General features: G+C 39.9%; 30 protein-coding genes. 24 read left to right on the top strand and 6 right to left on the bottom strand.

The features are described 5' to 3' along the window. The first annotated feature begins 265 nt into the window (after window positions 1-265). The 16 genes from EHS11_RS11845 to EHS11_RS11770 all read left to right on the top strand — a co-directional run bounded on the left by EHS11_RS11845 (window position 266) and on the right by EHS11_RS11770 (window position 10,116). Window positions 266-796: a hypothetical protein gene (locus EHS11_RS11845; RefSeq protein WP_135764624.1), complete on the top strand. Its 531-nt coding sequence runs from the start codon at window positions 266-268 to the stop codon at window positions 794-796. Window positions 797-924: 128 nt separating this feature from the next. Next, a complete protein-coding gene (locus EHS11_RS11840) occupies window positions 925-2,493 on the top strand; it encodes a hypothetical protein (RefSeq protein WP_135764623.1) in 1,569 nt (522 codons plus the stop codon). Then, window positions 2,490-2,687: a hypothetical protein gene (locus EHS11_RS11835; protein WP_135764622.1), complete on the top strand. Its 198-nt coding sequence runs from the start codon at window positions 2,490-2,492 to the stop codon at window positions 2,685-2,687. The genes EHS11_RS11840 and EHS11_RS11835 overlap by 4 nt, the downstream gene beginning before the upstream one ends. Further along, the gene (locus EHS11_RS11830; RefSeq protein ID WP_135764621.1) at window positions 2,688-3,227 is read left to right on the top strand and encodes a hypothetical protein; all 540 of its coding nucleotides are present in this window, start codon (window positions 2,688-2,690) and stop codon (window positions 3,225-3,227) included. A 44-nt stretch (window positions 3,228-3,271) separates the two neighbouring features. Further along, on the top strand, window positions 3,272-3,913 hold the full coding sequence (locus tag EHS11_RS11825) for a hypothetical protein (protein WP_135764620.1): 642 nt from the start codon (window positions 3,272-3,274) through the stop codon (window positions 3,911-3,913). 31 nt (window positions 3,914-3,944) lie between these two features. Further along, on the top strand, window positions 3,945-4,397 hold the full coding sequence (locus tag EHS11_RS11820) for a hypothetical protein (protein ID WP_135764619.1): 453 nt from the start codon (window positions 3,945-3,947) through the stop codon (window positions 4,395-4,397). Window positions 4,398-4,419: 22 nt separating this feature from the next. Continuing rightward, window positions 4,420-5,070, top strand: a complete 651-nt coding sequence (locus EHS11_RS11815; RefSeq protein ID WP_135764618.1) for a hypothetical protein — start codon at window positions 4,420-4,422, stop codon at window positions 5,068-5,070. A gap of 3 nt (window positions 5,071-5,073) precedes the next feature. Beyond that, the gene (locus tag EHS11_RS11810; RefSeq protein WP_135764617.1) at window positions 5,074-6,495 is read left to right on the top strand and encodes a hypothetical protein; all 1,422 of its coding nucleotides are present in this window, start codon (window positions 5,074-5,076) and stop codon (window positions 6,493-6,495) included. A 1-nt stretch (window position 6,496) separates the two neighbouring features. Continuing rightward, a complete protein-coding gene (locus EHS11_RS11805; RefSeq protein WP_167884425.1) occupies window positions 6,497-6,886 on the top strand; it encodes a hypothetical protein in 390 nt (129 codons plus the stop codon). 3 nt (window positions 6,887-6,889) lie between these two features. Further along, the gene (locus EHS11_RS11800) at window positions 6,890-7,291 is read left to right on the top strand and encodes a hypothetical protein (protein ID WP_135764615.1); all 402 of its coding nucleotides are present in this window, start codon (window positions 6,890-6,892) and stop codon (window positions 7,289-7,291) included. A gap of 3 nt (window positions 7,292-7,294) precedes the next feature. Beyond that, window positions 7,295-7,774, top strand: coding sequence for a hypothetical protein (locus EHS11_RS11795; RefSeq protein ID WP_135764614.1), 480 nt, complete (start codon window positions 7,295-7,297; stop codon window positions 7,772-7,774). Next, the gene (locus EHS11_RS11790) at window positions 7,771-8,253 is read left to right on the top strand and encodes a hypothetical protein (RefSeq protein WP_135764613.1); all 483 of its coding nucleotides are present in this window, start codon (window positions 7,771-7,773) and stop codon (window positions 8,251-8,253) included. The genes EHS11_RS11795 and EHS11_RS11790 overlap by 4 nt, the downstream gene beginning before the upstream one ends. Beyond that, window positions 8,253-8,921, top strand: a complete 669-nt coding sequence (locus EHS11_RS11785) for a hypothetical protein (protein ID WP_135764612.1) — start codon at window positions 8,253-8,255, stop codon at window positions 8,919-8,921. Before EHS11_RS11790 ends, EHS11_RS11785 begins: the two co-directional genes overlap by 1 nt. Then, window positions 8,918-9,220, top strand: coding sequence for a hypothetical protein (locus EHS11_RS11780; protein ID WP_135764611.1), 303 nt, complete (start codon window positions 8,918-8,920; stop codon window positions 9,218-9,220). Before EHS11_RS11785 ends, EHS11_RS11780 begins: the two co-directional genes overlap by 4 nt. A gap of 57 nt (window positions 9,221-9,277) precedes the next feature. Continuing rightward, a complete protein-coding gene (locus EHS11_RS11775; RefSeq protein ID WP_135764610.1) occupies window positions 9,278-9,745 on the top strand; it encodes a peptidoglycan-binding domain-containing protein in 468 nt (155 codons plus the stop codon). Further along, window positions 9,742-10,116, top strand: a complete 375-nt coding sequence (locus tag EHS11_RS11770) for a hypothetical protein (protein WP_135764609.1) — start codon at window positions 9,742-9,744, stop codon at window positions 10,114-10,116. The genes EHS11_RS11775 and EHS11_RS11770 overlap by 4 nt, the downstream gene beginning before the upstream one ends. Window positions 10,117-10,264: 148 nt before the next feature. Here EHS11_RS11770 and EHS11_RS19835 read toward each other — a convergent pair whose 3' ends face one another. Next, window positions 10,265-10,423 carry a hypothetical protein gene (locus EHS11_RS19835; RefSeq protein ID WP_210413680.1) on the bottom strand — a complete coding sequence of 53 codons (159 nt, stop codon included), beginning with the start codon at window positions 10,421-10,423 and terminating at the stop codon, window positions 10,265-10,267. A gap of 237 nt (window positions 10,424-10,660) precedes the next feature. Here EHS11_RS19835 and EHS11_RS11765 point away from each other — a divergent pair, with 237 nt between their 5' ends. The 4 genes from EHS11_RS11765 to EHS11_RS20525 all read left to right on the top strand — a co-directional run bounded on the left by EHS11_RS11765 (window position 10,661) and on the right by EHS11_RS20525 (window position 12,252). Next, entirely contained in the window at window positions 10,661-11,329 is a 669-nt protein-coding gene (locus tag EHS11_RS11765; RefSeq protein ID WP_135764608.1) for a hypothetical protein, read from the top strand. A 12-nt stretch (window positions 11,330-11,341) separates the two neighbouring features. Next, window positions 11,342-11,536: a hypothetical protein gene (locus tag EHS11_RS11760; RefSeq protein ID WP_135764607.1), complete on the top strand. Its 195-nt coding sequence runs from the start codon at window positions 11,342-11,344 to the stop codon at window positions 11,534-11,536. Window positions 11,537-11,547: 11 nt separating this feature from the next. Beyond that, the gene (locus tag EHS11_RS11755) at window positions 11,548-11,934 is read left to right on the top strand and encodes a hypothetical protein (protein ID WP_135764606.1); all 387 of its coding nucleotides are present in this window, start codon (window positions 11,548-11,550) and stop codon (window positions 11,932-11,934) included. A 105-nt stretch (window positions 11,935-12,039) separates the two neighbouring features. Further along, window positions 12,040-12,252 carry a DUF4884 domain-containing protein gene (locus EHS11_RS20525; RefSeq protein ID WP_476737711.1) on the top strand — a complete coding sequence of 71 codons (213 nt, stop codon included), beginning with the start codon at window positions 12,040-12,042 and terminating at the stop codon, window positions 12,250-12,252. 52 nt (window positions 12,253-12,304) lie between these two features. Here EHS11_RS20525 and EHS11_RS11750 read toward each other — a convergent pair whose 3' ends face one another. After that, window positions 12,305-12,505, bottom strand: a complete 201-nt coding sequence (locus tag EHS11_RS11750) for a hypothetical protein (RefSeq protein WP_135764605.1) — start codon at window positions 12,503-12,505, stop codon at window positions 12,305-12,307. Between the two features lie 116 nt (window positions 12,506-12,621). Here EHS11_RS11750 and EHS11_RS11745 point away from each other — a divergent pair, with 116 nt between their 5' ends. Both EHS11_RS11745 and EHS11_RS19830 read left to right on the top strand, forming a co-directional pair. Then, window positions 12,622-12,933 (top strand): Bor family protein, encoded by a 312-nt coding sequence (locus EHS11_RS11745; RefSeq protein WP_135764604.1) that lies wholly within the window; start codon window positions 12,622-12,624, stop codon window positions 12,931-12,933. Window positions 12,934-13,146: 213 nt separating this feature from the next. Then, window positions 13,147-13,317, top strand: a complete 171-nt coding sequence (locus EHS11_RS19830; RefSeq protein WP_167884423.1) for a hypothetical protein — start codon at window positions 13,147-13,149, stop codon at window positions 13,315-13,317. A gap of 260 nt (window positions 13,318-13,577) precedes the next feature. Here EHS11_RS19830 and fumC read toward each other — a convergent pair whose 3' ends face one another. Together fumC and EHS11_RS11735 are read right to left on the bottom strand one after the other, a co-directional pair. Beyond that, window positions 13,578-14,969 (bottom strand): class II fumarate hydratase, encoded by a 1,392-nt coding sequence (gene fumC / locus EHS11_RS11740; protein ID WP_135764603.1) that lies wholly within the window; start codon window positions 14,967-14,969, stop codon window positions 13,578-13,580. 116 nt (window positions 14,970-15,085) lie between these two features. Then, a complete protein-coding gene (locus tag EHS11_RS11735; RefSeq protein ID WP_135764602.1) occupies window positions 15,086-15,457 on the bottom strand; it encodes a hypothetical protein in 372 nt (123 codons plus the stop codon). Between the two features lie 131 nt (window positions 15,458-15,588). Here EHS11_RS11735 and EHS11_RS11730 point away from each other — a divergent pair, with 131 nt between their 5' ends. After that, window positions 15,589-16,026, top strand: coding sequence for an AAA family ATPase (locus EHS11_RS11730; RefSeq protein WP_135764601.1), 438 nt, complete (start codon window positions 15,589-15,591; stop codon window positions 16,024-16,026). Between the two features lie 126 nt (window positions 16,027-16,152). Here the strand turns inward: EHS11_RS11730 and EHS11_RS11725 are convergent, their stop codons facing one another. Further along, the gene (locus EHS11_RS11725) at window positions 16,153-16,416 is read right to left on the bottom strand and encodes an RNA recognition motif domain-containing protein (protein ID WP_135764600.1); all 264 of its coding nucleotides are present in this window, start codon (window positions 16,414-16,416) and stop codon (window positions 16,153-16,155) included. Window positions 16,417-16,690: 274 nt separating this feature from the next. Next, complete coding sequence (locus EHS11_RS11720; protein WP_135764709.1) at window positions 16,691-17,182, bottom strand: FKBP-type peptidyl-prolyl cis-trans isomerase; 492 nt, start codon at window positions 17,180-17,182, stop codon at window positions 16,691-16,693. 95 nt (window positions 17,183-17,277) lie between these two features. Here EHS11_RS11720 and EHS11_RS11715 point away from each other — a divergent pair, with 95 nt between their 5' ends. After that, window positions 17,278-18,954 (top strand): Na/Pi cotransporter family protein, encoded by a 1,677-nt coding sequence (locus EHS11_RS11715; protein WP_135764599.1) that lies wholly within the window; start codon window positions 17,278-17,280, stop codon window positions 18,952-18,954. Window positions 18,955-18,992 lie beyond the last annotated feature (38 nt).

The raw sequence follows: 18,992 nt of genomic DNA, 5'->3' as shown, positions 1-18,992 counted from the left end.
CATAACAGTTCAAAAGAAGATTTATATCATGAAATGTAATCCTAGCACCGTTAGAGACCAAATTCAAAAATTTAAAGCTTATAACCGAACAGAGTCTGCTATCAAATCCATTCTAAGTAAATTGGAGAATACTTCTTTATCGTTCGATAAGAATGAACCGAAAGAAAAGAAGTCTTGGTCACAAAGATTTTTTCAAAAAAATAACCCCTAGCCCTCTCCTTTTCCTACCTTGACAATCCAATTCTAATTTGCTCCAAAAGGTCTCATGAACGAGACTTTTTTTTTACCATGGCCATACAAACTAACTGCCAAAGAACTCATTGATTACGAAGAAACTGTTTCTCATGTCTACAGGTTAGCCCGGACATGGTTTACCGATCTTCTTGATAATAACAAATTTGGAATACGATTAGCCGCATTATCACCGGAAGAATTTTTTGCATTCGTAAGATCCCAAGAATATGTAAAAGATCCGGATCGAATCGAATTTTTAAACAGGCCGCGCATTTCAATTGCACTTGCAGGAACAGGACATCCTTTCGATTGCGATGATAGAACGATCCTTAGCCTAAGTTATTTCATGCTACAGAACTACATGAATAAAATATTCGGAAAGCCTCGACTATATGATTATAGAGTGTTAGTTGTCGGAAGATTTGCAGATCCTCATCACATATATATCGAATACAAAAAGACTGATTCGATCAAATGGATTCCATTTGATCCAACATATCCGCACAATGAGTACGGAGTTGCACCATTTGTGCCCGGATTTATTCGATATTTTTATGATTAGTTAGGTTATATTGAATACAATTATATAGAAAGTCTTCAATAGATGAATTGTATGTAACGTAACCTTTGAACAGTTAGACGATTTAATTGTATCCCTTTTTTCTGAGAATCGGATAAGCGTAATCAGAAATGTCAACCGCACAGTTACACATTCTGGAAGGAGATCACGGGAAGGATGGTCTTTCTCTTTTAAAGCAAGAGAAAAGCCATTTCCTTTTCGGTGATTCAACTATCGGAAAACAATACAAAGTTTCACTGAATGGAGATCATATCGTCGGGTATGATTATTCTCCGCTATATGAACGTTACACTCCTAGTAACTTAGGTACGGAAGAAGCCGTCGAATCATTCCAAGATTCGAAAGGTGTCATTTGGCATGTAGGCAAGAAAGGGAATTTGCTCGGTTGTTCAGTTTGCATTGAAGATGGAACATTAGGTAATACATCTCCACAAACAATCATTCACTATAACTTAGACGGCACACTTGCCGGGATCTCTCATCCAACAGCACAAAACAACTATGTATTGTTAGAAGGCGCGCACGAACTCGGAATTTCTTTAAAAGTCGGCGGCCTAAAGTTACCCAAACTCTCAATGCCTAAACTTTCGATGCCAAAGATCTCTCTTCCGAAGATCAGCATTCCTAAAATCTCTATACCTAAGATCAATATTCCAAAGTTTAAAATTCCAAAAATAAATATTCCTAAGATTAACATCCCAAAGATCGACATTCCTAAAATCAAAGTTCCGGACATCGGTAACATGGTTTCTAACATCGGTCAGCAAATTAGCCAAGGTGTTTCTAACGTAGGACAACAAATCAGTCAAGGCGCTCAGCAATTTACAAATGAAGCATTGACAAAACCTCTTGAAGCAGTTGGACAAGCGGCCAGTGGACTGGTCAGCACTGCAACATCTTTGGTTTCAAACATATTGAATCCAAATGCTGGTATGGCTACAGGACAAGAAGCTGGCGCAGAAGAGCAACCACAGGATTATACTCAACCCGGATACGAAGACCAACAAGGATACACTGCCAGCGATGGAATGTATTATCTGAATGATGGATCTGGATTTTTAGATCCTCAATCGGGTCAATGGTATGCAATGGATGGTAGTCCTTACGGAGGACAGACCGGATCGACACAACCTTCCTCTTATTTGGAACCTGGATACCAAGATGCAAATGGATACACGGCAAATGATGGGATCTACTATTTGATAGATGGATCTGGATACTTAGATCCGACGACAAATCAATATTATTCGATGGACGGTAGTCCTTACGGTTCAAATTCAAATTTAGGATTTGATATAAGCTCTTTACTTTCTATTGCTGGCCCAGCATTAAGCACCGTTATACCCGGAGCTGGCTTGGCTTTACCGTTGGTGAGTCAATTCTTACCCGGAGCTTCGGGAACGACTGCAAGCCGTCCACAAACGACAGTAAGACCGGCTCCTACTCCTCCAAGAGTCACGAGTACAGCTTCGCGGCCAGTTGTCACACCACCGCCACCACCTCGCGCTATTCAAACGCCGGTTGCAAATCGCTCAACGCAAACACCAATTACGAACTCCGTTACATCTCAACAGCAAGCGCAACCAAAGGACAACACGAAAACCTATATTATGATAGGTGGCGCGGTTGTTGTATTAGGCGGAGCAATTCTATTTTTAAAACAAGGACGAAGAAGATGAAGAGAAGAAAACTTCCGAAAAAGCCAAAACAACCTAAAGCCGGTGCTTCAATCAAAACATGGGAAGCATACGAGACGCGCATGGTTAAATATGCTGCAAAGTATAAAGAAGCAAAAGAAGCACCTGAAAAGAAGAGAAAGCTTCGTGATGCAATAACTGAGAAAGTCGGGAAAATTCTCAAGAAGGTTGCGTAAATGAGTAATCAATCCATCGAAGCGGCAAAGTTAGCCGTAACCGCGTTTGGTTCTTTTTTTGTATCCCGCGCACTTAGCAAATCCGATTCGGTTCAAAAAATCGGAGCTGATAAATTCCCAGGCGTTGCCGCGGCCGCGGCTTCAACAGCTTTGTTTGTTGGGGCAATTAAGTTTGGTAAGACGATCAAGGATCAATCAATTCGAACTGGTGGCCAAGCTGGCTTAGGAGCTGCGGCATTAGTTTCGATCGTGAATATTCCTAAGATCAAATCAAACCTACCCGCACAAGTTCAAACACTTCTTTCGGGTGCAGGCGTAGCAGATGGAGTAACGATCGGAGCCGATAGGCTGGAACAAATCTTACAAACAGAAGTTGAAAAGCGCATCAAGAATGCACTCCCCGAAGTTCAATTCTCCGGAAACAGATCCTTATCAGGCTATGGTGATTCAATCACTTCAAGCGATCTAACAGAAACCGAATCGGCTGATGACGTTTATTCTATGTTATCCGGTTTAGGTGATGAAATCTACGCTCTCTAAAGCGTAGAATAAAATGTACTCTTTATGAAGAGAAGGAAAAAACAATGGTAAAACAACCACCAAACAGCAACCCGGTTGCAACAATACTAGATAATAACAAAATCATTTCTAGTAAATATTCAACTGTTAGGCTCACAACAAACAGGACAACTTTCCCGTACTTTGCTCAACAGGAAGCTGCGGAAGGTTACCCACAATTTGCGAAGTACAATACGCAAGGAAAGAATCCTCTTGATTCGCAAGTTGGAAAATTGCTCGCTGGCCAGCTCAAACTTTACGGGCCGGATTTTAAGCAAATTGACTTTTCCGCAGGAACAACCGCAGGCGATTACAAGGTGCTCGATGCGGCTACTCAATTGCTTGCTCAGCTTGCGTTTGAGATTCGCCTAAACAAAGATCCTAAGCGTGAAGCGATCGGTGAAGAATTTCATGAAGCATTACCTCAGGTTATGCGCGGTGCTTTGCTCGGAACTGGAACAGTAAATGGTCACGTTCCCGTCAGTGCTCTTGTCCCAGCAAACGGAGGATTGGAGAATGAGAGAAAAGTCTTAAGACTTCCTCTTGATCTTAAAGCTGGAGATTCCTTCACAGTCGAAGCACGCCACCCAATCGGAGTCGATGCAGTCTTGAACAACTACTTGTTAGTTTTCAAACTACTTACGATCGAAGACAAGGCCGCAAAGTAGCATATAGTAAAAGTTAATCGGAGGAATTAAAATGGAAAAAGAATCGAAGAAAAACCCGTTTACTATTTTAGCAGGACATAACAAAAAAACGATTGCGCAAGGGCAGACTGCCAATGACGCAATCGTCATAACAAATCCATCTTCAACCGGTGGCCGAATTCATGGGTTTGTTTTACGTTATGCGGAAAGCAAAATACCAGGTAGTGAATTTACATTAGAAAATGCGTTAATAGAATTCACATCGGAAAACTCTCTCAAAACTCGAAGGTTAATACATGGCGAACTGCAAGTATCCACTGCCGGAGCACCTAAAGGGACACCTGGCTTTCAGATGTTTCCGATCCCAGGTGATAAACCATTTGTTGCAAGTCAAGATGCTATACGTGTGAGTCTTCGTGCTCCTTCCGGACGTGCGATCAATCCGGAAGAGATCGCTATTGCAATTATGTTTGAAGAACTGGTTCGGAATGAATCAGCGGCTTAAAGATTAGATAAGTATCTTAAAAATGCGTCAAATCCCAGTTAGCCACTCATTCTCGTTTAGTCAAAGTTTCAGGAGAGAAAATCAGAAACCTTCTCCTGACGAATTCCCTATGTATAGTGAGACTTTCTCTTTATCAAGGGTTCCTATTGAAAAATCTAAACAAGTTAGAGTGTCTAGGCCACTGATTCTTCCGTACTTCTTTCGATCTAAGTTGGCTCTTGATAATCCAGTGAATCTTGCATTTATCTTTGCAGATAGTTTGGAAGATTCGTTAAGCGATGGATTTAATAAACTCGTAGATGCGAATGAGGGTAAACTAAACCAAGTTATCGCACCGGGCGAACCGATTCCGGAGATCCCTGATCATCCAATGCAAAAAGGATTTCCTTACAGGGTTGCCTATCAAGGTGTTCCGGAATATTCGGATTATCCGGATATGCTGGAAGCAAATTACTTTCATGCGTCCGCCAGCAAATTGGTGTTACCTTCAAACTTAGCGGCTCAAGTTGCAAATATATATGTAATTCAAGCAGGATCGTTCTCTTCAAATGAAGACATCCTTTTTCAAAACCCAAACCAATACAGCCATCTTTATATAGTTCCATATTTGCCAAAAATTCAAATGACCGAAGTCGGCGTGGCCGGTCGATGCAACTTTCAGTTGGAGTATTAAGAAATGGCTTTCCTCGGTGGTCCCGGTTCTCCATTTTACGACGCCTGGTTTCAGAGCTGGGCGGATGATCCGGATTATCCTCCCGGTGATGGACGACTGACTGGAGTTCTTGGAGATTACGTCGGAGATACTTTAACTCAAGCAGTCTGGGACGTGATACAAGGACTCACTGAAATGGGTGGATCATTATCTGACCTTGGAACAGGAGTTAGCAATTTATCATCTGGATTGACGAATGAAATCGAAGCCAGAGAAGAATCTTTCGAATACCTTGTACAAAGATTAGAAAATCTTCTATACGATCCTATTCCTCCAGAGGATGACCTCGATGGCCTTCGAATCGAGTTACATCAATTTGTCGAAGTATTTTCGATGGATCAAGTCGATGGACTAGAACAAAGATTTGCGCTCTTTACGAATGCTCTTTCTGGAAAGATCTCTGATCTATCCGCCGCCACTGGAACCGGAATTACTATAGATAAACAAAATCCAGCCTTTCCGATTATTACTCAAAACCGTCCGGCATGGGATCAAATACAAAGCAAGCCAAGCATTCAATTATTATCTGAAAAAAATCAACCTTACGGTTATGCGGGACTTGAAGCTGGCGGGATATTACATATAAATAAGATTCCGTCCGGAGTAGAGCGACAATCAAACAAAGGAACACCGAATGGTTATCCTGAGTTAGATGTGAATGGTAAAGTTCCTGTTTCTCAAACTTATAACCAAAATCCATCTGCAATCATAGTAAATAATATAACCGCACGAAATGCACTTATTCCAACCTTAACGGGAGTTACTCAAGTTTGGGTTAGAGATGCGACAGAAGATCCGACAGTTTCTTTAGAAGCGGCAGGTTACTTATGGGATCATCCAAACACAACTTGGATTAAAATTTCCGAAGCCGAGTCATTAGATATAGTTTTGCAATGGGCAAACATAACAGGGAAACCAAGCACCTTTACACCTTCACCGCACAGTCACAGTATAACAGACATTACGAGTTTACAATCTGCACTTGATGGAAAACGAAATAATGGTGCAATTGATGCAACCGATATAACCGAGACAGGCGATAAGTATTTTCATACATTTAATGATAAAAGGCTCTGGAATAATGAGACAGCGGCCGGAGGGAACATTTCCGGAAACGTCTCTTTTTCCGGCTTCAATCAGAATAGAACGTATGAAGCGACGTTAACAGGCAACACTACTTTCACAACTGTTTCCGGTGGCACGAAAGGGAATGTCTATGTAATGGTATTTACCCAAGATGCAACCGGCGGCCGAACGATCACACTTCCTTCTAATGTTAAAATTCCTTCCGGGGAATCTATAGACTTGGCCGCAAATAAGATAAGTATCTTAACTATGTTCTATAATGGAACAAACTACCTAGGGTCTTGGAAGAAGGGCTGGTAAAATGCTAGGAATGCTTTTGGCCACTGCACTTTCAATTACTAGTTACGATAACGTAAGTTATGAGACTTATACTTTTGTACCTGCCCACTATGTATATGAAGCACCAATAAATGGAATACATTATATACGAGAAATACCTGGTGAATTTATTTTTACTCCTATCAATGGTTGGCAAGTAAGTGATCCAGGAGCTGACTGGATGTCTACTACATATGAAGCCTATTGGGGACCAAATTTTCCAGATAATGCTAGAAAATTGATTGCAGATTCTTATACTTGGATCGCTTCCGGAAACGTAGGTACTAAATCTCTTGCAGAATTTACATCACTACAAGCGGACGTTACCGCCGGGACAAAACGAAATTTAGTAGGAACACCTGTTTACGGTTAATATATGAACGAGCTTTTATCAGATCCAAAATTTTTAGTTACCGCGACCAGTGCCGCATTGGCAGGTTTACTTTATCTTATCCGAAACGAAGCGAATTCTAAAATAACAACCGCTAAAGATTTTCTACTTAATAAACTAGAAGAATCTAACAAGGAAAATAAGAAAGAAAGCCTAGAGTCTTCTATTCGAAAGCATGAAAGAATCAATGAGATTCAAAAAGATTTCATTAAACTAGAGAAATCTGTTCAAACTGATATTACTCTCTTAGCTCATAAAGCGGACGAAACGTCCAAACGTTTTGAAAGAATCGAAAATCAAATTGAAAAACTTGATGATAAGATAGAAGCCCAAGGTGGAGTTTTAACTCAAATTTATAATATCGTTTCCCGCAAAGGAGCTGACTAAGTTATGGCTCTTGATTTTGGTTTCTGTTTATCCTCAACACCTTATACGGGAAGAAAGTGTCGATTCGCAGTTGAATACACTTCATGGAATGAATCAATCCAGGTTTCTCCGGAGCTGCTAAGATTTTATAGTTTTTCCAAGAATGATAAATCGAGACGAGTCTCTTTTGTCCTTCCGGAAGGATCTGTAAAAAGATGCGAATTTACAACGAAGCTGATTACAGATCATCCATCAGCAGAAAGTTTCCTAACAGAGTTTAAACGAAGTAACCCCAGAGTCTTGGACGAATATATTCGATTTTATGTTTTCGACGACAAAGGCACAGATATACCATTCGTTCCTAACGTAAGCGATATAACAAGCGCAACCGGATTGGATGAAGTCAAAAAGGCAAGTTCCGGATTTGTTGTCCTACTTATAGTAGGTGGATTGGGTTATTTTGGATTTAAACAATTTAAAAAACCACAAAGGAAAAAGAAATGATCAATCTCATATTGAATGGAAATACAAAATTTATTCGAGAGATGCCATCAAGTTCTTTATTTCCTGGCTGGGATGTTCCTTACGGAGATTCAAATACTTATCCGCGATATGTAATCAGTTGGTTGGAAACCGAAGGAATAGATCCAATCATTCCGGAAATGCTCAAAGCATTCGATCATTTTGAATATGATTCAATCAGTAAAAAAATTTCGATCGACGTTTCAAAGAACAGCACGTTTAGAAAATCTTTTTCCGGTGAACTTTTTTCTACAGATTACGCCATACGAAGATTCAAAGAAATATTTCTCGATTCGAATAGAAACATCACGGGTCTATCTGAATTCATTTTTGATCCTGCTAGGACTGCCTTGAACAACGATTTTAAAGAAGATCTTTTTCGATTCGGAAAATACACTCTGATTGCTGGCGGATGTTACTTTGTATATAAGAAGGCAATCAACCAGAAAAGAAAAAGTTAATGAAAGTTACACCATTAACAATCACGGCCGCCGCAATCATAGGATATGTTTTATTAAAAGAGGATAGAATGCAACTTAACGACGAACAAATCAGAAAATTAAAGATCCACGGGTCCCGTTATAATTTGGATTTCAAAAACTGGACTTTACTTGTTATACGAGGAGGTTCGGTTGATAAAGACGGAGCAATTGCGCGTAACAATAACATTCTAAATGAGTGGAACGATCTTTTCGTTTTGATCAAAGGTTTCGATGTTAAAGTATATCTTTCAACTTGTGATCCTGGCCGTAAATGGGCGTTGAATCCGATCAATCAAAACGGAACATTCCGAATCGAACCGGGCTTGTACTATTATCAAAAAGGAAAGCATGATGGAAAGGATGCTTTCAATTCCGCTTCTCCAATCTCCGGAAGAAGAGATGGAAATAAGGATCTTAAGTGGAATGAAAAAGATCAAATCTATACCGATTCAGTTGGTAATAGATTTTGGATCAATATTCATGCCAGCTATACGGGAAGCCGGGTCGATGGATCAAGTGCTGGTTGCATGGTTACTAAAGCGGGATGGTCTTCATCCGAATGGAAAGAGTTTAGAGACGTACTTTATAAAGAATATGGAAGCAATAAGTTTCCAGTTTTAGTAACAGAATCAAAGGATATTGTATGAAACAGACATTAAACGACAAAAGACTGTGGATCTCCGGAATTATTATTTTTGCTCTCGGGATATTATTGGAAAGTTTTTTCCTTTATAATGAAATCTCTACTACCGTGTCCGGATTCGGATTTAGTTTTCCGGGATTCCTTGGTATGGCATTCGTTGGACTTGTGATGTTTGTAGCTCCGTTCCTAGCGATTGCATACGATAAATTTAAACCAGAATCAAAAGGTGGCTATGATGTTCCCCAAGTTCCTTTTGATCCGTTTGTAGATAGGCATAAGCGGAAAAGAAAGAAACGATCATAAACAACATCGAATCCTTGTAATGTGTAATTGTGCGGTTGACATTGCAGGAGAGAAAAGATGGCAATCGATCGCCCACTATTACGCCGAGGTTCAAAAGGAACCTGGGTTGGTACATTACAAACATATCTTAATGATATAGGAAATTACAAGCTCGTCGTCGATAACGACTTCGGAGTAAAAACAGAAACGGCTGTCATATCTGAACAGAGAAAAGGAAACTTAGTTCAGGATGGAGTTGTCGGCCCGGCAACATGGGGTTGGATTGATTCTCAAATTTCGCTTTGGCAACAAGCGCAAAACTTAGTTAATGCGGTTACAAATAGTAATCCTTTGACTGTGATTCCACCTCCTCCCCCGGCTGTAGTCTCTCCACCAATTCCAAATCCGCCTTTGGTCGATCCATCAATACCGATTACAATTGTACCGGAAGCAAAGAAGCCTGAATCTGGATCTGGAATAATCGTGATTGGATTAGGTGCTGTATTAGTGTTATTGGCATTTGCAAAAAATACAAAACGAAAATGAAACCATTTATCATAATCGGATTCATTCTTTATTCAGTTTGCTTTTTCTCTTTTTGTTCTTCATTGGAAAAACAGCCGGGTTCGATTGCCCGGCAAGCGGATCTCATAGAGGATCTTGCAAATAAACTTCCGGAGGAAGAACGTACACGCTTCCGGAAGTTTTTAGATAACATTAAAATAGATGAAAGACTTTCTGATGTAGCGATTCAAACAACAAAAGAGAGCGCACAAGATGCACAAGAATTGGCCACTGAACGATCGGCCGATGCTGGGAAATGGTATGGTATAAGAAATTTGTATATTGGTGCTGTAATCATTGCACTCGGATTTTTTGCGTGGCGAATCTTCTTAAAGGTTACAACAAAAATTTAGATCTATCCATACCTTAGTCTTTCCTGAATTTCACATACGCTATCTTCTATACCTTCCAATCTTTCAATGATGGTATCAAAGTTAGCGTTTAGATTTCTTTGAAGCTCATTTGATTCCCTCAATAAAGAAATAATCTCCTCAACTTTATTCAAGCCGCATCTCTGCCCCTACGTTCTGTTAATTCTGCCAACAACCGGCGGAGGGTGAACGTATGAGTTAATTTTTGTTTGCTCTGATCTTCATCATTTCTCAACTCTTTTCGAAAAAACTCTTCCGTATCATCTTTTAAATACGCTTGGATCTTCAATGTCATATTAAAAAAAACAATTATAACATTGCCTTAAGATGTCAAGTGATCTTATTTTTTACTCCTTTATCCTCACCAAGTTCTTATTATGTGAACATAATTTATAAACAAGTGAAATTCAAGTAGGCAATAAGTAAAAAAAACCCCTGCAAGTGGAATTTAAGTGCTTTCATAGTAAATGGAAAGTGATTTCACAGTGAGAATGCAGTCTTTAACAAGTGAAAGAGGACAAGATCAATGAGTATTACACTCGAACAAAAATGGAAAGGCTTTAAAAGTACTCTCGGAAGAATCAAAAATGGAATAGAAAGGATGGAAAATCCTCCGGAAATTTCTGTGACATTTGAATTCGACAACGGAGTAGAAAATTATCCGATCGAAGAGGTTCCTAAAAGTTCTTCGATCATAAAAGACAAATCGGAAGACTCGCAAAAGATCACAGCTTTTGTATATTCCGGAGAAAGACTTGTTCACAAAGAAGTTTTGTACGAATACTTTGAACCAGCGCCACGAGAACAAAGAAATTCTTATCCGATGGATAATTCAAACGAGCAAATGAGAAATGAAATTCGTCTTGTTACAGATCAAATCAAAATGATGATCACTGCATCCGATGAAATTAACAAGATGAAGATGGGAATGTTAACAGATACGTTTCAAACTCAATTAAAAACTTCGCAAGAGATCTATCAAAATAGAGAAACCGCACTGCAAGAAATCTCCCGACGTGAAACGGAAATCAGAATCAAAGAGATCGAAGCAAACTCAAAACGAAAAACCGAACTTTGGACAGAATTTTTTAAAGCGGGAACGGATCTTGTGACAGGAGCACTCACCTGGGTAAAATCAAATCCGGCAGATGCCGCCGAGATAATCAGTGTTTTACGATCTAAACCAGCAAACTAAAAGGATTACTACATGAGTGATATAGAAAAATTAAAAACTATCGTAGAATCACAGAGAATCGTCATCATCAATCTTTTCAAAATTCTTGAATTGAAAAATCTTTTACCGACTTCGGTCAAGGGAGACGGTAATCGTAAGCAACCTATTCCGGAATACGCCGAACTAAAAGAAGAGCTTCACGCTCTCCAAAATGCACATCTTTTATAGGAGAATAAAATATGTTTTATAGAATTCTAATTTTTGCTTGGATCTTTATCATCTTTGCAGTGTTCAACGGGATAAACCCTACCCAGTGGGATATTGTATGTAAAATCACGTTTACAATCTTCTCAAGCGTTTTGATTGTACCAGTTCAACTCGACTTTGAAAAGAAAGAAAGACCGTCTGACATCTTGAAAAAGAATCTTTCCTTGATTCTGGAATTGTACAATGCCATTGTGAACCCATTTCCTAAGTATCAACGAACAGAAGAAGATAAAAATTTGGACGATCTAGTTTTCTATCATGTAATGAAAGCGAAGTTAGATAAAGAAGAACCAGAATATTCTGAAAACGATTTGAAATGGAAAAATCCTGGTTTCGATCCAGGAAGCCAAACAGGGTAGGTAAAATATCAGACTATGATTCCATGTATTGTTTGCTTCGTGGTCGGGTTTCTAATCGGAATAAGACTTGGTATTTGGATCGTCGTAAAGAGTTTCGGGGGATAAATGAGAATTCTTATAATTTTATTTTTTATGTTCAACCTTGTTTCATGCAATGATATTGGAAGTCAAGGACCATCCATTCCGGGAGTACATGAAGATTATCATCTTCGAATGTTATTTGAAGTGGAAGGGTGTAAGATGTTTAGATTTTATGATCAAACGCTTCATCGCTACTGGATAAAGTGTAACAATGGAGAAGCGAGTATTTTGAAGTAATTCGCCTAACGCTTAATTAAAAAAACAATTTTTACGTACTAGGAAAACTGTGTTAAGAGAGCTTAAATTTTCTGGGCACAGTCCGGGGTGGCTCAACATCCTTAAGGAATTTTTCTGTCCCGTCCGGATTCATGAAAATTAACTTGTTACCTACTTTCACTAAAATTGGGATACCGAGAGCTTTGGCTTTTCGGGAACCAGATATTTTTTCAGTAAATTCTAGTGCGTTAAGTTTTTTATCATCTTCTTCCATATTTTAAGATTCTTCGCTAAGATTAAATGCGGCAATAAAAATTAAAAAATAACGTCTGTTTTCGCATTGACAGTCTAATCCGCATTTTACGTTATTCCTTCCATTAGGAGAATTTAATGAAAAACATTTCATTTTTGATTTTGGTTACTCTTTTTCTTTCCGCTTGTGCGACTCAAAAGATCTATATTTCTGAGGACACAAATGACGGACGGATTGCAACACAAGAAGGAACTTCTCATTTCTTTATCGCAGGTATTGGACAAACAAAAGAATATTCTGCTGCTCAGGTTTGTGATGATCGTCCAGTTGTTGCGGTGGAAACTAGTTATTCGTTTCTGAACGGTCTTCTCGGTGCGATCACTTACGGGATCTATTCACCACGATCTTATGCAATCTATTGTGGAAGAAGGGCAAAACCAACTAACTAGTTTAAAACTAAACCTGTTTTCATTGGGAGGTATCTACCTCCCTTTTTTTTTGCCCTTGCCAAATTTTTCAAAATCATGTCTCTGATGTCTCTTTGTCTCTGGGTGGAATTAAGTGGAAAAGTCCGACTTTTTTGTTGACATAATAATCCCAAACACCATACTTTGGTTAGTGACCAAACTTTGGAGCTGAGGGGGTGGGGGATGTTGGCGATAGTGAAAGACACAAAAATAAGTATTAAGTTTGAGAAGGATCTTATAGATAAAATCAAACTTTATGCGGCAAATAATGAAATGGATCAATCCAAAGTAGTAAGGCTTGCAGTGAAGAAGTTTTTAAACGAGTCGCCGGTTGAAATAAAACGATCGGCAAGAAAAGCAAATTAGAAGAGAACGTTGGGGGGAGTTGTCCTTCGGCGGGAGTCTGACCTCAGTGGCAGAGTTCCCACGAGCCACACCCCCAACCCCTCCTTCGCGCCAATAGAAGCGAAAAGTATTCGGAGAATCATCAGCGAAGCTGATCAACTGGGCGGGGGATTTTAATATTCTGGTCTAAAAACTGTGTCACATTAATTTTTACCCGCCCTACCTCGATACTCGTCGGAACAGGAAGTTCCGCGAGCAGTAGCGTAAAGCATCGAACGTATTTATAGCTTAGGTGTGATCATATCCTCTGGTTTTACCCATTGGTCGAATTGTTCTGCGGTCAGAAGTCCCAATTTGATTCCTGTTTCTTTCAAAGTGGAATTGTTTTTGTGAGCTGTTTTTGCAATCTTTGCAGCGTTATCGTAACCGATGTGCGGATTGAGTGCAGTAACTAACATGAGTGAGTTGTTCAAGTTGTGTTGGATGTTTTCCTTGTTCGGCTCGATTCCACGCGCACAATGTTCTTCAAAGGAAATGGCCGCATCGGAAAGAAGTCGGATCGAATTCAATACATTGAAAATGATCACAGGTTTGAAAACATTCAATTCGAAGTTTCCGGAAGCACCGCCTACGTTTACGGCTACATCGTTTCCGATCACTTGTGCGGCAACCATAGTCATCGCTTCGGATTGAGTCGGATTTACTTTGCCGGGCATGATGGATGATCCCGGCTCGTTTTCAGGAATGCTGATTTCTCCGATTCCGCAACGTGGTCCCGAAGCAAGCCATCTGATATCGTTTGCGATCTTCATAAGAGAAGCGGCGATTGTTTTCAAAACACCGCTGACTTCGACAAGAGAGTCGTGCGCGGCCAATGCTTCAAACTTGTTTTCAGCGGTAACAAAAGGAAGTCCTGTTTCCTTTGCAATTGCTGCAGCACCTTTTACGGCAAATTCAGGATGGGTATTGAGTCCTGTTCCTACTGCCGTTCCTCCGAGCGCCAAACGGTAAACAGACGGTAATACCCTTTCCACTCTTTCGATTCCGTAGGTCAATTGTTGTACATAACCTGAAAATTCCTGACCCAAGGTGAGAGGAGTCGCATCTTGAAGGTGGGTTCTTCCGATCTTAATTACGGATTGGAATGTTTCCGATTTTTTTTGCAGAGTGGTGCGTAGAGTTTTCAGAGCAGGGATAAGTTTATGAACCAGTTGTTCTCCTGCGGCAATGTGCATTGCGGTTGGAAAAGTATCGTTGGAGCTTTGTGCTTTGTTTACATCATCGTTCGGATGGATCGGTTTTTTGGAACCCATCGTTCCGCCTGTCATTTCAATGGCACGATTGGAGATCACTTCATTCACATTCATATTGGTTTGTGTGCCGGAACCGGTTTGCCAAACTACCAATGGAAAATGATCGTCTAGTTTTCCGGAAATAACTTCATCAGCGGCTTTAAGAATCAGATCTTTTTTATCTGCGGGAAGAATTCCCAATTCATGATTTACGATGGCTGCGGATTTTTTGAGAATCCCGAAAGCACGAATCATTTCTCTGGGGAAACGATCTCCGCCAATTTTAAAATGATGCAATGATCTTTCTGTTTGTGCTCCCCAATATCTGCTGGATTCAACTTCTATCTCGCCCATTGAATCTGATTCTTTTCTAGTGCTCATAAATCCTCTTAATAAACTTTGTTCTTCCTATTTTATAAAATAAAATATAATGAAAAGGAAAAACAAAAAAAGCGATCCCAAAAGAATCGCTTTTTTCATCAAGAGATATGTTTGAATTAAAAAGGTTTGAAAATCGCTAAATAAGCGGCAAGGAAACCCAAAATAGGGAAACCGAACCATAAAATTTTAGCATAACTTTGTCTTTTATACACCAATGTAAGCAATCCGCCAAACAAAAGCCAGATTACAATTTTCGCATAAACCCAACCTGGCCAGGAAGCATGGGGAATTCCCAATCTTGCCATCATTCCGAATCCGGCAACTATGAGAAAAATCAGACCGAATCCATGTGTGGCAGCAGCAATTGCTTTCCATTTATTTCCTGATTTTGTTCCTCCGTTGATGGTAAAAAGAGCAACCCCACCCAATGAGAGAAAGAGCAAAAATATTCCCACCATGTGCATGAGTTTGTAAACTTGATAAGACATAAAGAACCTTTCCTATATATAGTACTACTTCATCCTTAACAAATGGTTTTATTTATCTATAGTTTTTATGAAACGGTTTTAAAAAAAAGCTAGTGAGCCTCGGATTCCCATTCAATCTCACAGCAAAACGTATGGATAAAACCAAGACATTGATTCTCATTCGCGGCCTTCCCGGCAGTGGAAAAACTTCCTTTGCCGAACTTCTTTCCGAAGGAGGAAAGTATCCGGTATTTTCAGTGGATTCGTATTTTACAAACAAAGACACTGGAGAGTATCAATTTAATTACAAAGAGAACCATCTGGCTTATAAAGAATGCGAAAACAATACAAAACTAGCTATGGAATCATCCATGGAAAAGGTATTTGTAGATAATACATTCACCTTGGATTGGGAAATGGAACCTTATTTCAAATTGGCATCTAGTTACGGTTATTCGGTGTTTATCTTAACTTTGGAAAACAGACATAGCGGGGAAAATGTTCACGGACTTACGGATGAACAGCTATTGAAAATGGCAAAGACTTATAAACTGGAATTGTTACCGGAAAGATTGAGAGAGAAAAAATAAGAGGAGGTTACGAGTTCGTGCGATCAGAAATAGGAAAAGGATGATAAAAGAAAGGGCGGCGGGGAGAATCAAAGGACTCACACTGCAAATGTCGTGAAACACCTGCAGCGCAAGTAAAACGGGAGATTATCTCCAGTTGTTTGTTTTTGGTTTTGCGATGTTTACTTTCATCTCACGGTTCAAAATGTTTTTACCGTTCAATTCTTTGATCGCGTTGTCTGCTTCTTGACCATCTTTCATTTCGATAAAACCGAAACCTTTAGATCTGCCTGAGTATTGGTCAGTAATTATCTTTGCAGAAGTTACAGCACCATGTGCTCCGAAAAGTTCGCCGAGTTTTCCCTCGGTCATATCATAAGAAAGGTTGCCCACGTAGATGTTTACTGACATAAAATGTCCTCTAAAAGTTTAATTTGGACTCCGAAATTTGGATTTCGCAACGACAGAAAACCCAGTTTGAAATGGGGTTGGGTAGAGAACTTCTTTAGAGGACTGCAGGGAAACTTAAGAACCAAGCTATCGGCGTGCAAGCTACAGAAAGGACTACTTCGGCGGTGAAAAATCTATAATACTCTGAATCTCCACCAGTCTATTTCCTGCCGATAAAAAAGCAACAGGAAAGATAGACTCAAAGTATTATTATGATTTTTTTTTTGAACAAGGATCAGTGGTGGTGGTGCCCGCCCGGTCCATGCACATGCCCATGTTTCAGTTCTTCCTTGGTTGCTTCGCGGATTGACTGGATAATTACATCAAAATGAAGTGTTTCTCCAGCTAACGGGTGATTGCCGTTCAAAATTACATCGGTTTCCCGAACTTCATGTAAATAAAGCACCATAGGACCGTCGGCGGAATCCGTTTGGAATTCCATACCGATTTCCAGTTCTGCTTCCGGCGGTAGTTCGCTTTTGGGCACTTGGAAAACCAATTTTTCATCATATGTCCCATAACCATTTTCAGGAGAGACGACTACTTTTTTAGAGTCACCGCTTACTAAACCTTCCAATTCATTTTCTAATCCGGGAATGATATTACCGGAGCCATGAAGGTATAATAGTGGTTCATCGGACTTGTCCAGAGTCGCACCCTGGGAATTTGTAAGATGGTAGGAGAACCCTACAACCTTTCCTTTGCTGATTGAATTTGACATATTCATTACAATTTTAAAGTGGAAAAAAATACTGCAACCGAATAAAAGATTGGTATAAAACCATTGGTGAGGAAATTTCATACTCGGTATTAACATTCAATATGAACTGGTCTCTTCTTATACAAGTCCTTGGCGGTCTGGGAATTTTTATCTACGGGATGAAACTCCTCAGCGAATCATTACAACGTGTTGCTGGTGAAAGATTACGCTCCTTTCTTTCTTCTATGACAAAAAACAGAGTCTCTGCGGTTTTAAGCGGGACTTTGATTACTGCAACCATTCAGTCTTCTTCTGCTACAACGGTTTTGGTTGTAGGCTTTGTGAATGCTGGACTCATGCAACTGACGCAAGCAGTCGGTGTCATCATGGGAGCAAACATTGGAACTACGGTCACTGCGTGGATTGTCTCCTTATTAGGTTTCAAATTCAACATTGCCTCGTTTGCTTTGCCTGCAATCGCCCTGGGAATGATATTACATTTCTCTAAAAAAGAAAGCAGATCCGGTTGGGGAAGTTTTCTCATTGGATTCGGATTTTTGTTTTTGGGATTGGATTATTTAAAATCATCCGTTCCCGATTCTGCAAAAAGCCCGGAAACATTTCAGTTTTTGCAGCAATATACGAATATGGGATTCAATACGATCCTTCTGTTTGTATTGATCGGAACCCTGTTAACAATTGTAATTCAATCTTCTTCCGCTTCCACAACCATTACGATCACTCTCGCTTTTTCGGGATTTATACCGATTGATGCGGCTTATGGTATGATTTTGGGTGAAAATATCGGAACCACTATCACTGCAAACCTTGCTGCCATACCGGGAAACCGAAATGCGAAAAAAGCCGCACTTGCACACACCATGTTTAATATAATCGGAGTTATCTGGGCTTTGGTCTTTTTCAAACTTTTCACCGGCATTGTGGATGATTTGATTCCCGGAGATCCTTTGACAGACAAAGAATCCACCAGATTTCATATTTCCCTTTTCCATACTCTTTTCAATGTTACAAATACTTTTTTTATGATTTGGTTTGTGGACACTCTGTCCAGATTTGTAAGCTGGATTGTAGACGGATTCGGACCGCTTAAGGAAAAGGAAAGAGATTCGATTCAACTTTTGCAATCAGGTGCGGTAAAAACTACTGAACTCGCCATGGTAGAACTTTCCGAGTTCACCAAAAAAATCATTCGGGAGACTTACGATTTTTTCCCGCTTACGGAACAGATTCTACTTCGTCCTTTTGATCCTGCAAAAGCGGCCCAAGTCCTTAAAAAAGAAGAGGAATTGGATCTGGTTCGTTCTCAAGTTCTTACCTACCTCAACCAAATCCAGGAATCCGGTGTTACCGGAACTTACGGAAAGGATGTGCTCGGGATCATGGAACGTGTGAAATCCATTGAAGAGATGGGTGACAACTTTGCATCTATCGCACGTAAGGTGAAAAAAGCCCATAGGCAGAAAGTGTCTTTGGACAAACCTTTCGAATCTGCGATCAAGGAACAACTGGATTTACTCAAACATCACTATGACTTGTTGCTTTCCAATTTAGAAAAGAGCGAGTCGTTCGATATTTTAGGAAACCCTCAAATTCGAAATCAGAGCCGTGAATATCGTTTTGAAATGATTCGTTCTTTGAAAAAGAATGAGAGCAAAGTCAGAAAGAAAAAGTATCAAAAGAGATCCAATTTTCTACCGGCTCTTTTGTATCGTGATGTTTCTCGGAACCTGGACAATATCTCCCGTTTCCTAAATACCTCGATTTACGCGGATGTGTAAAGCTTAGTTTAACTTTCCTTATACGAAATCTCTGTGCC

The sequence above is a fragment of the Leptospira ilyithenensis genome, assembly GCF_004771005.1.
GTDB lineage: Bacteria > Spirochaetota > Leptospiria > Leptospirales > Leptospiraceae > Leptospira_A > Leptospira_A ilyithenensis.
This window is presented reverse-complemented; position numbering and strand designations above follow the sequence as displayed.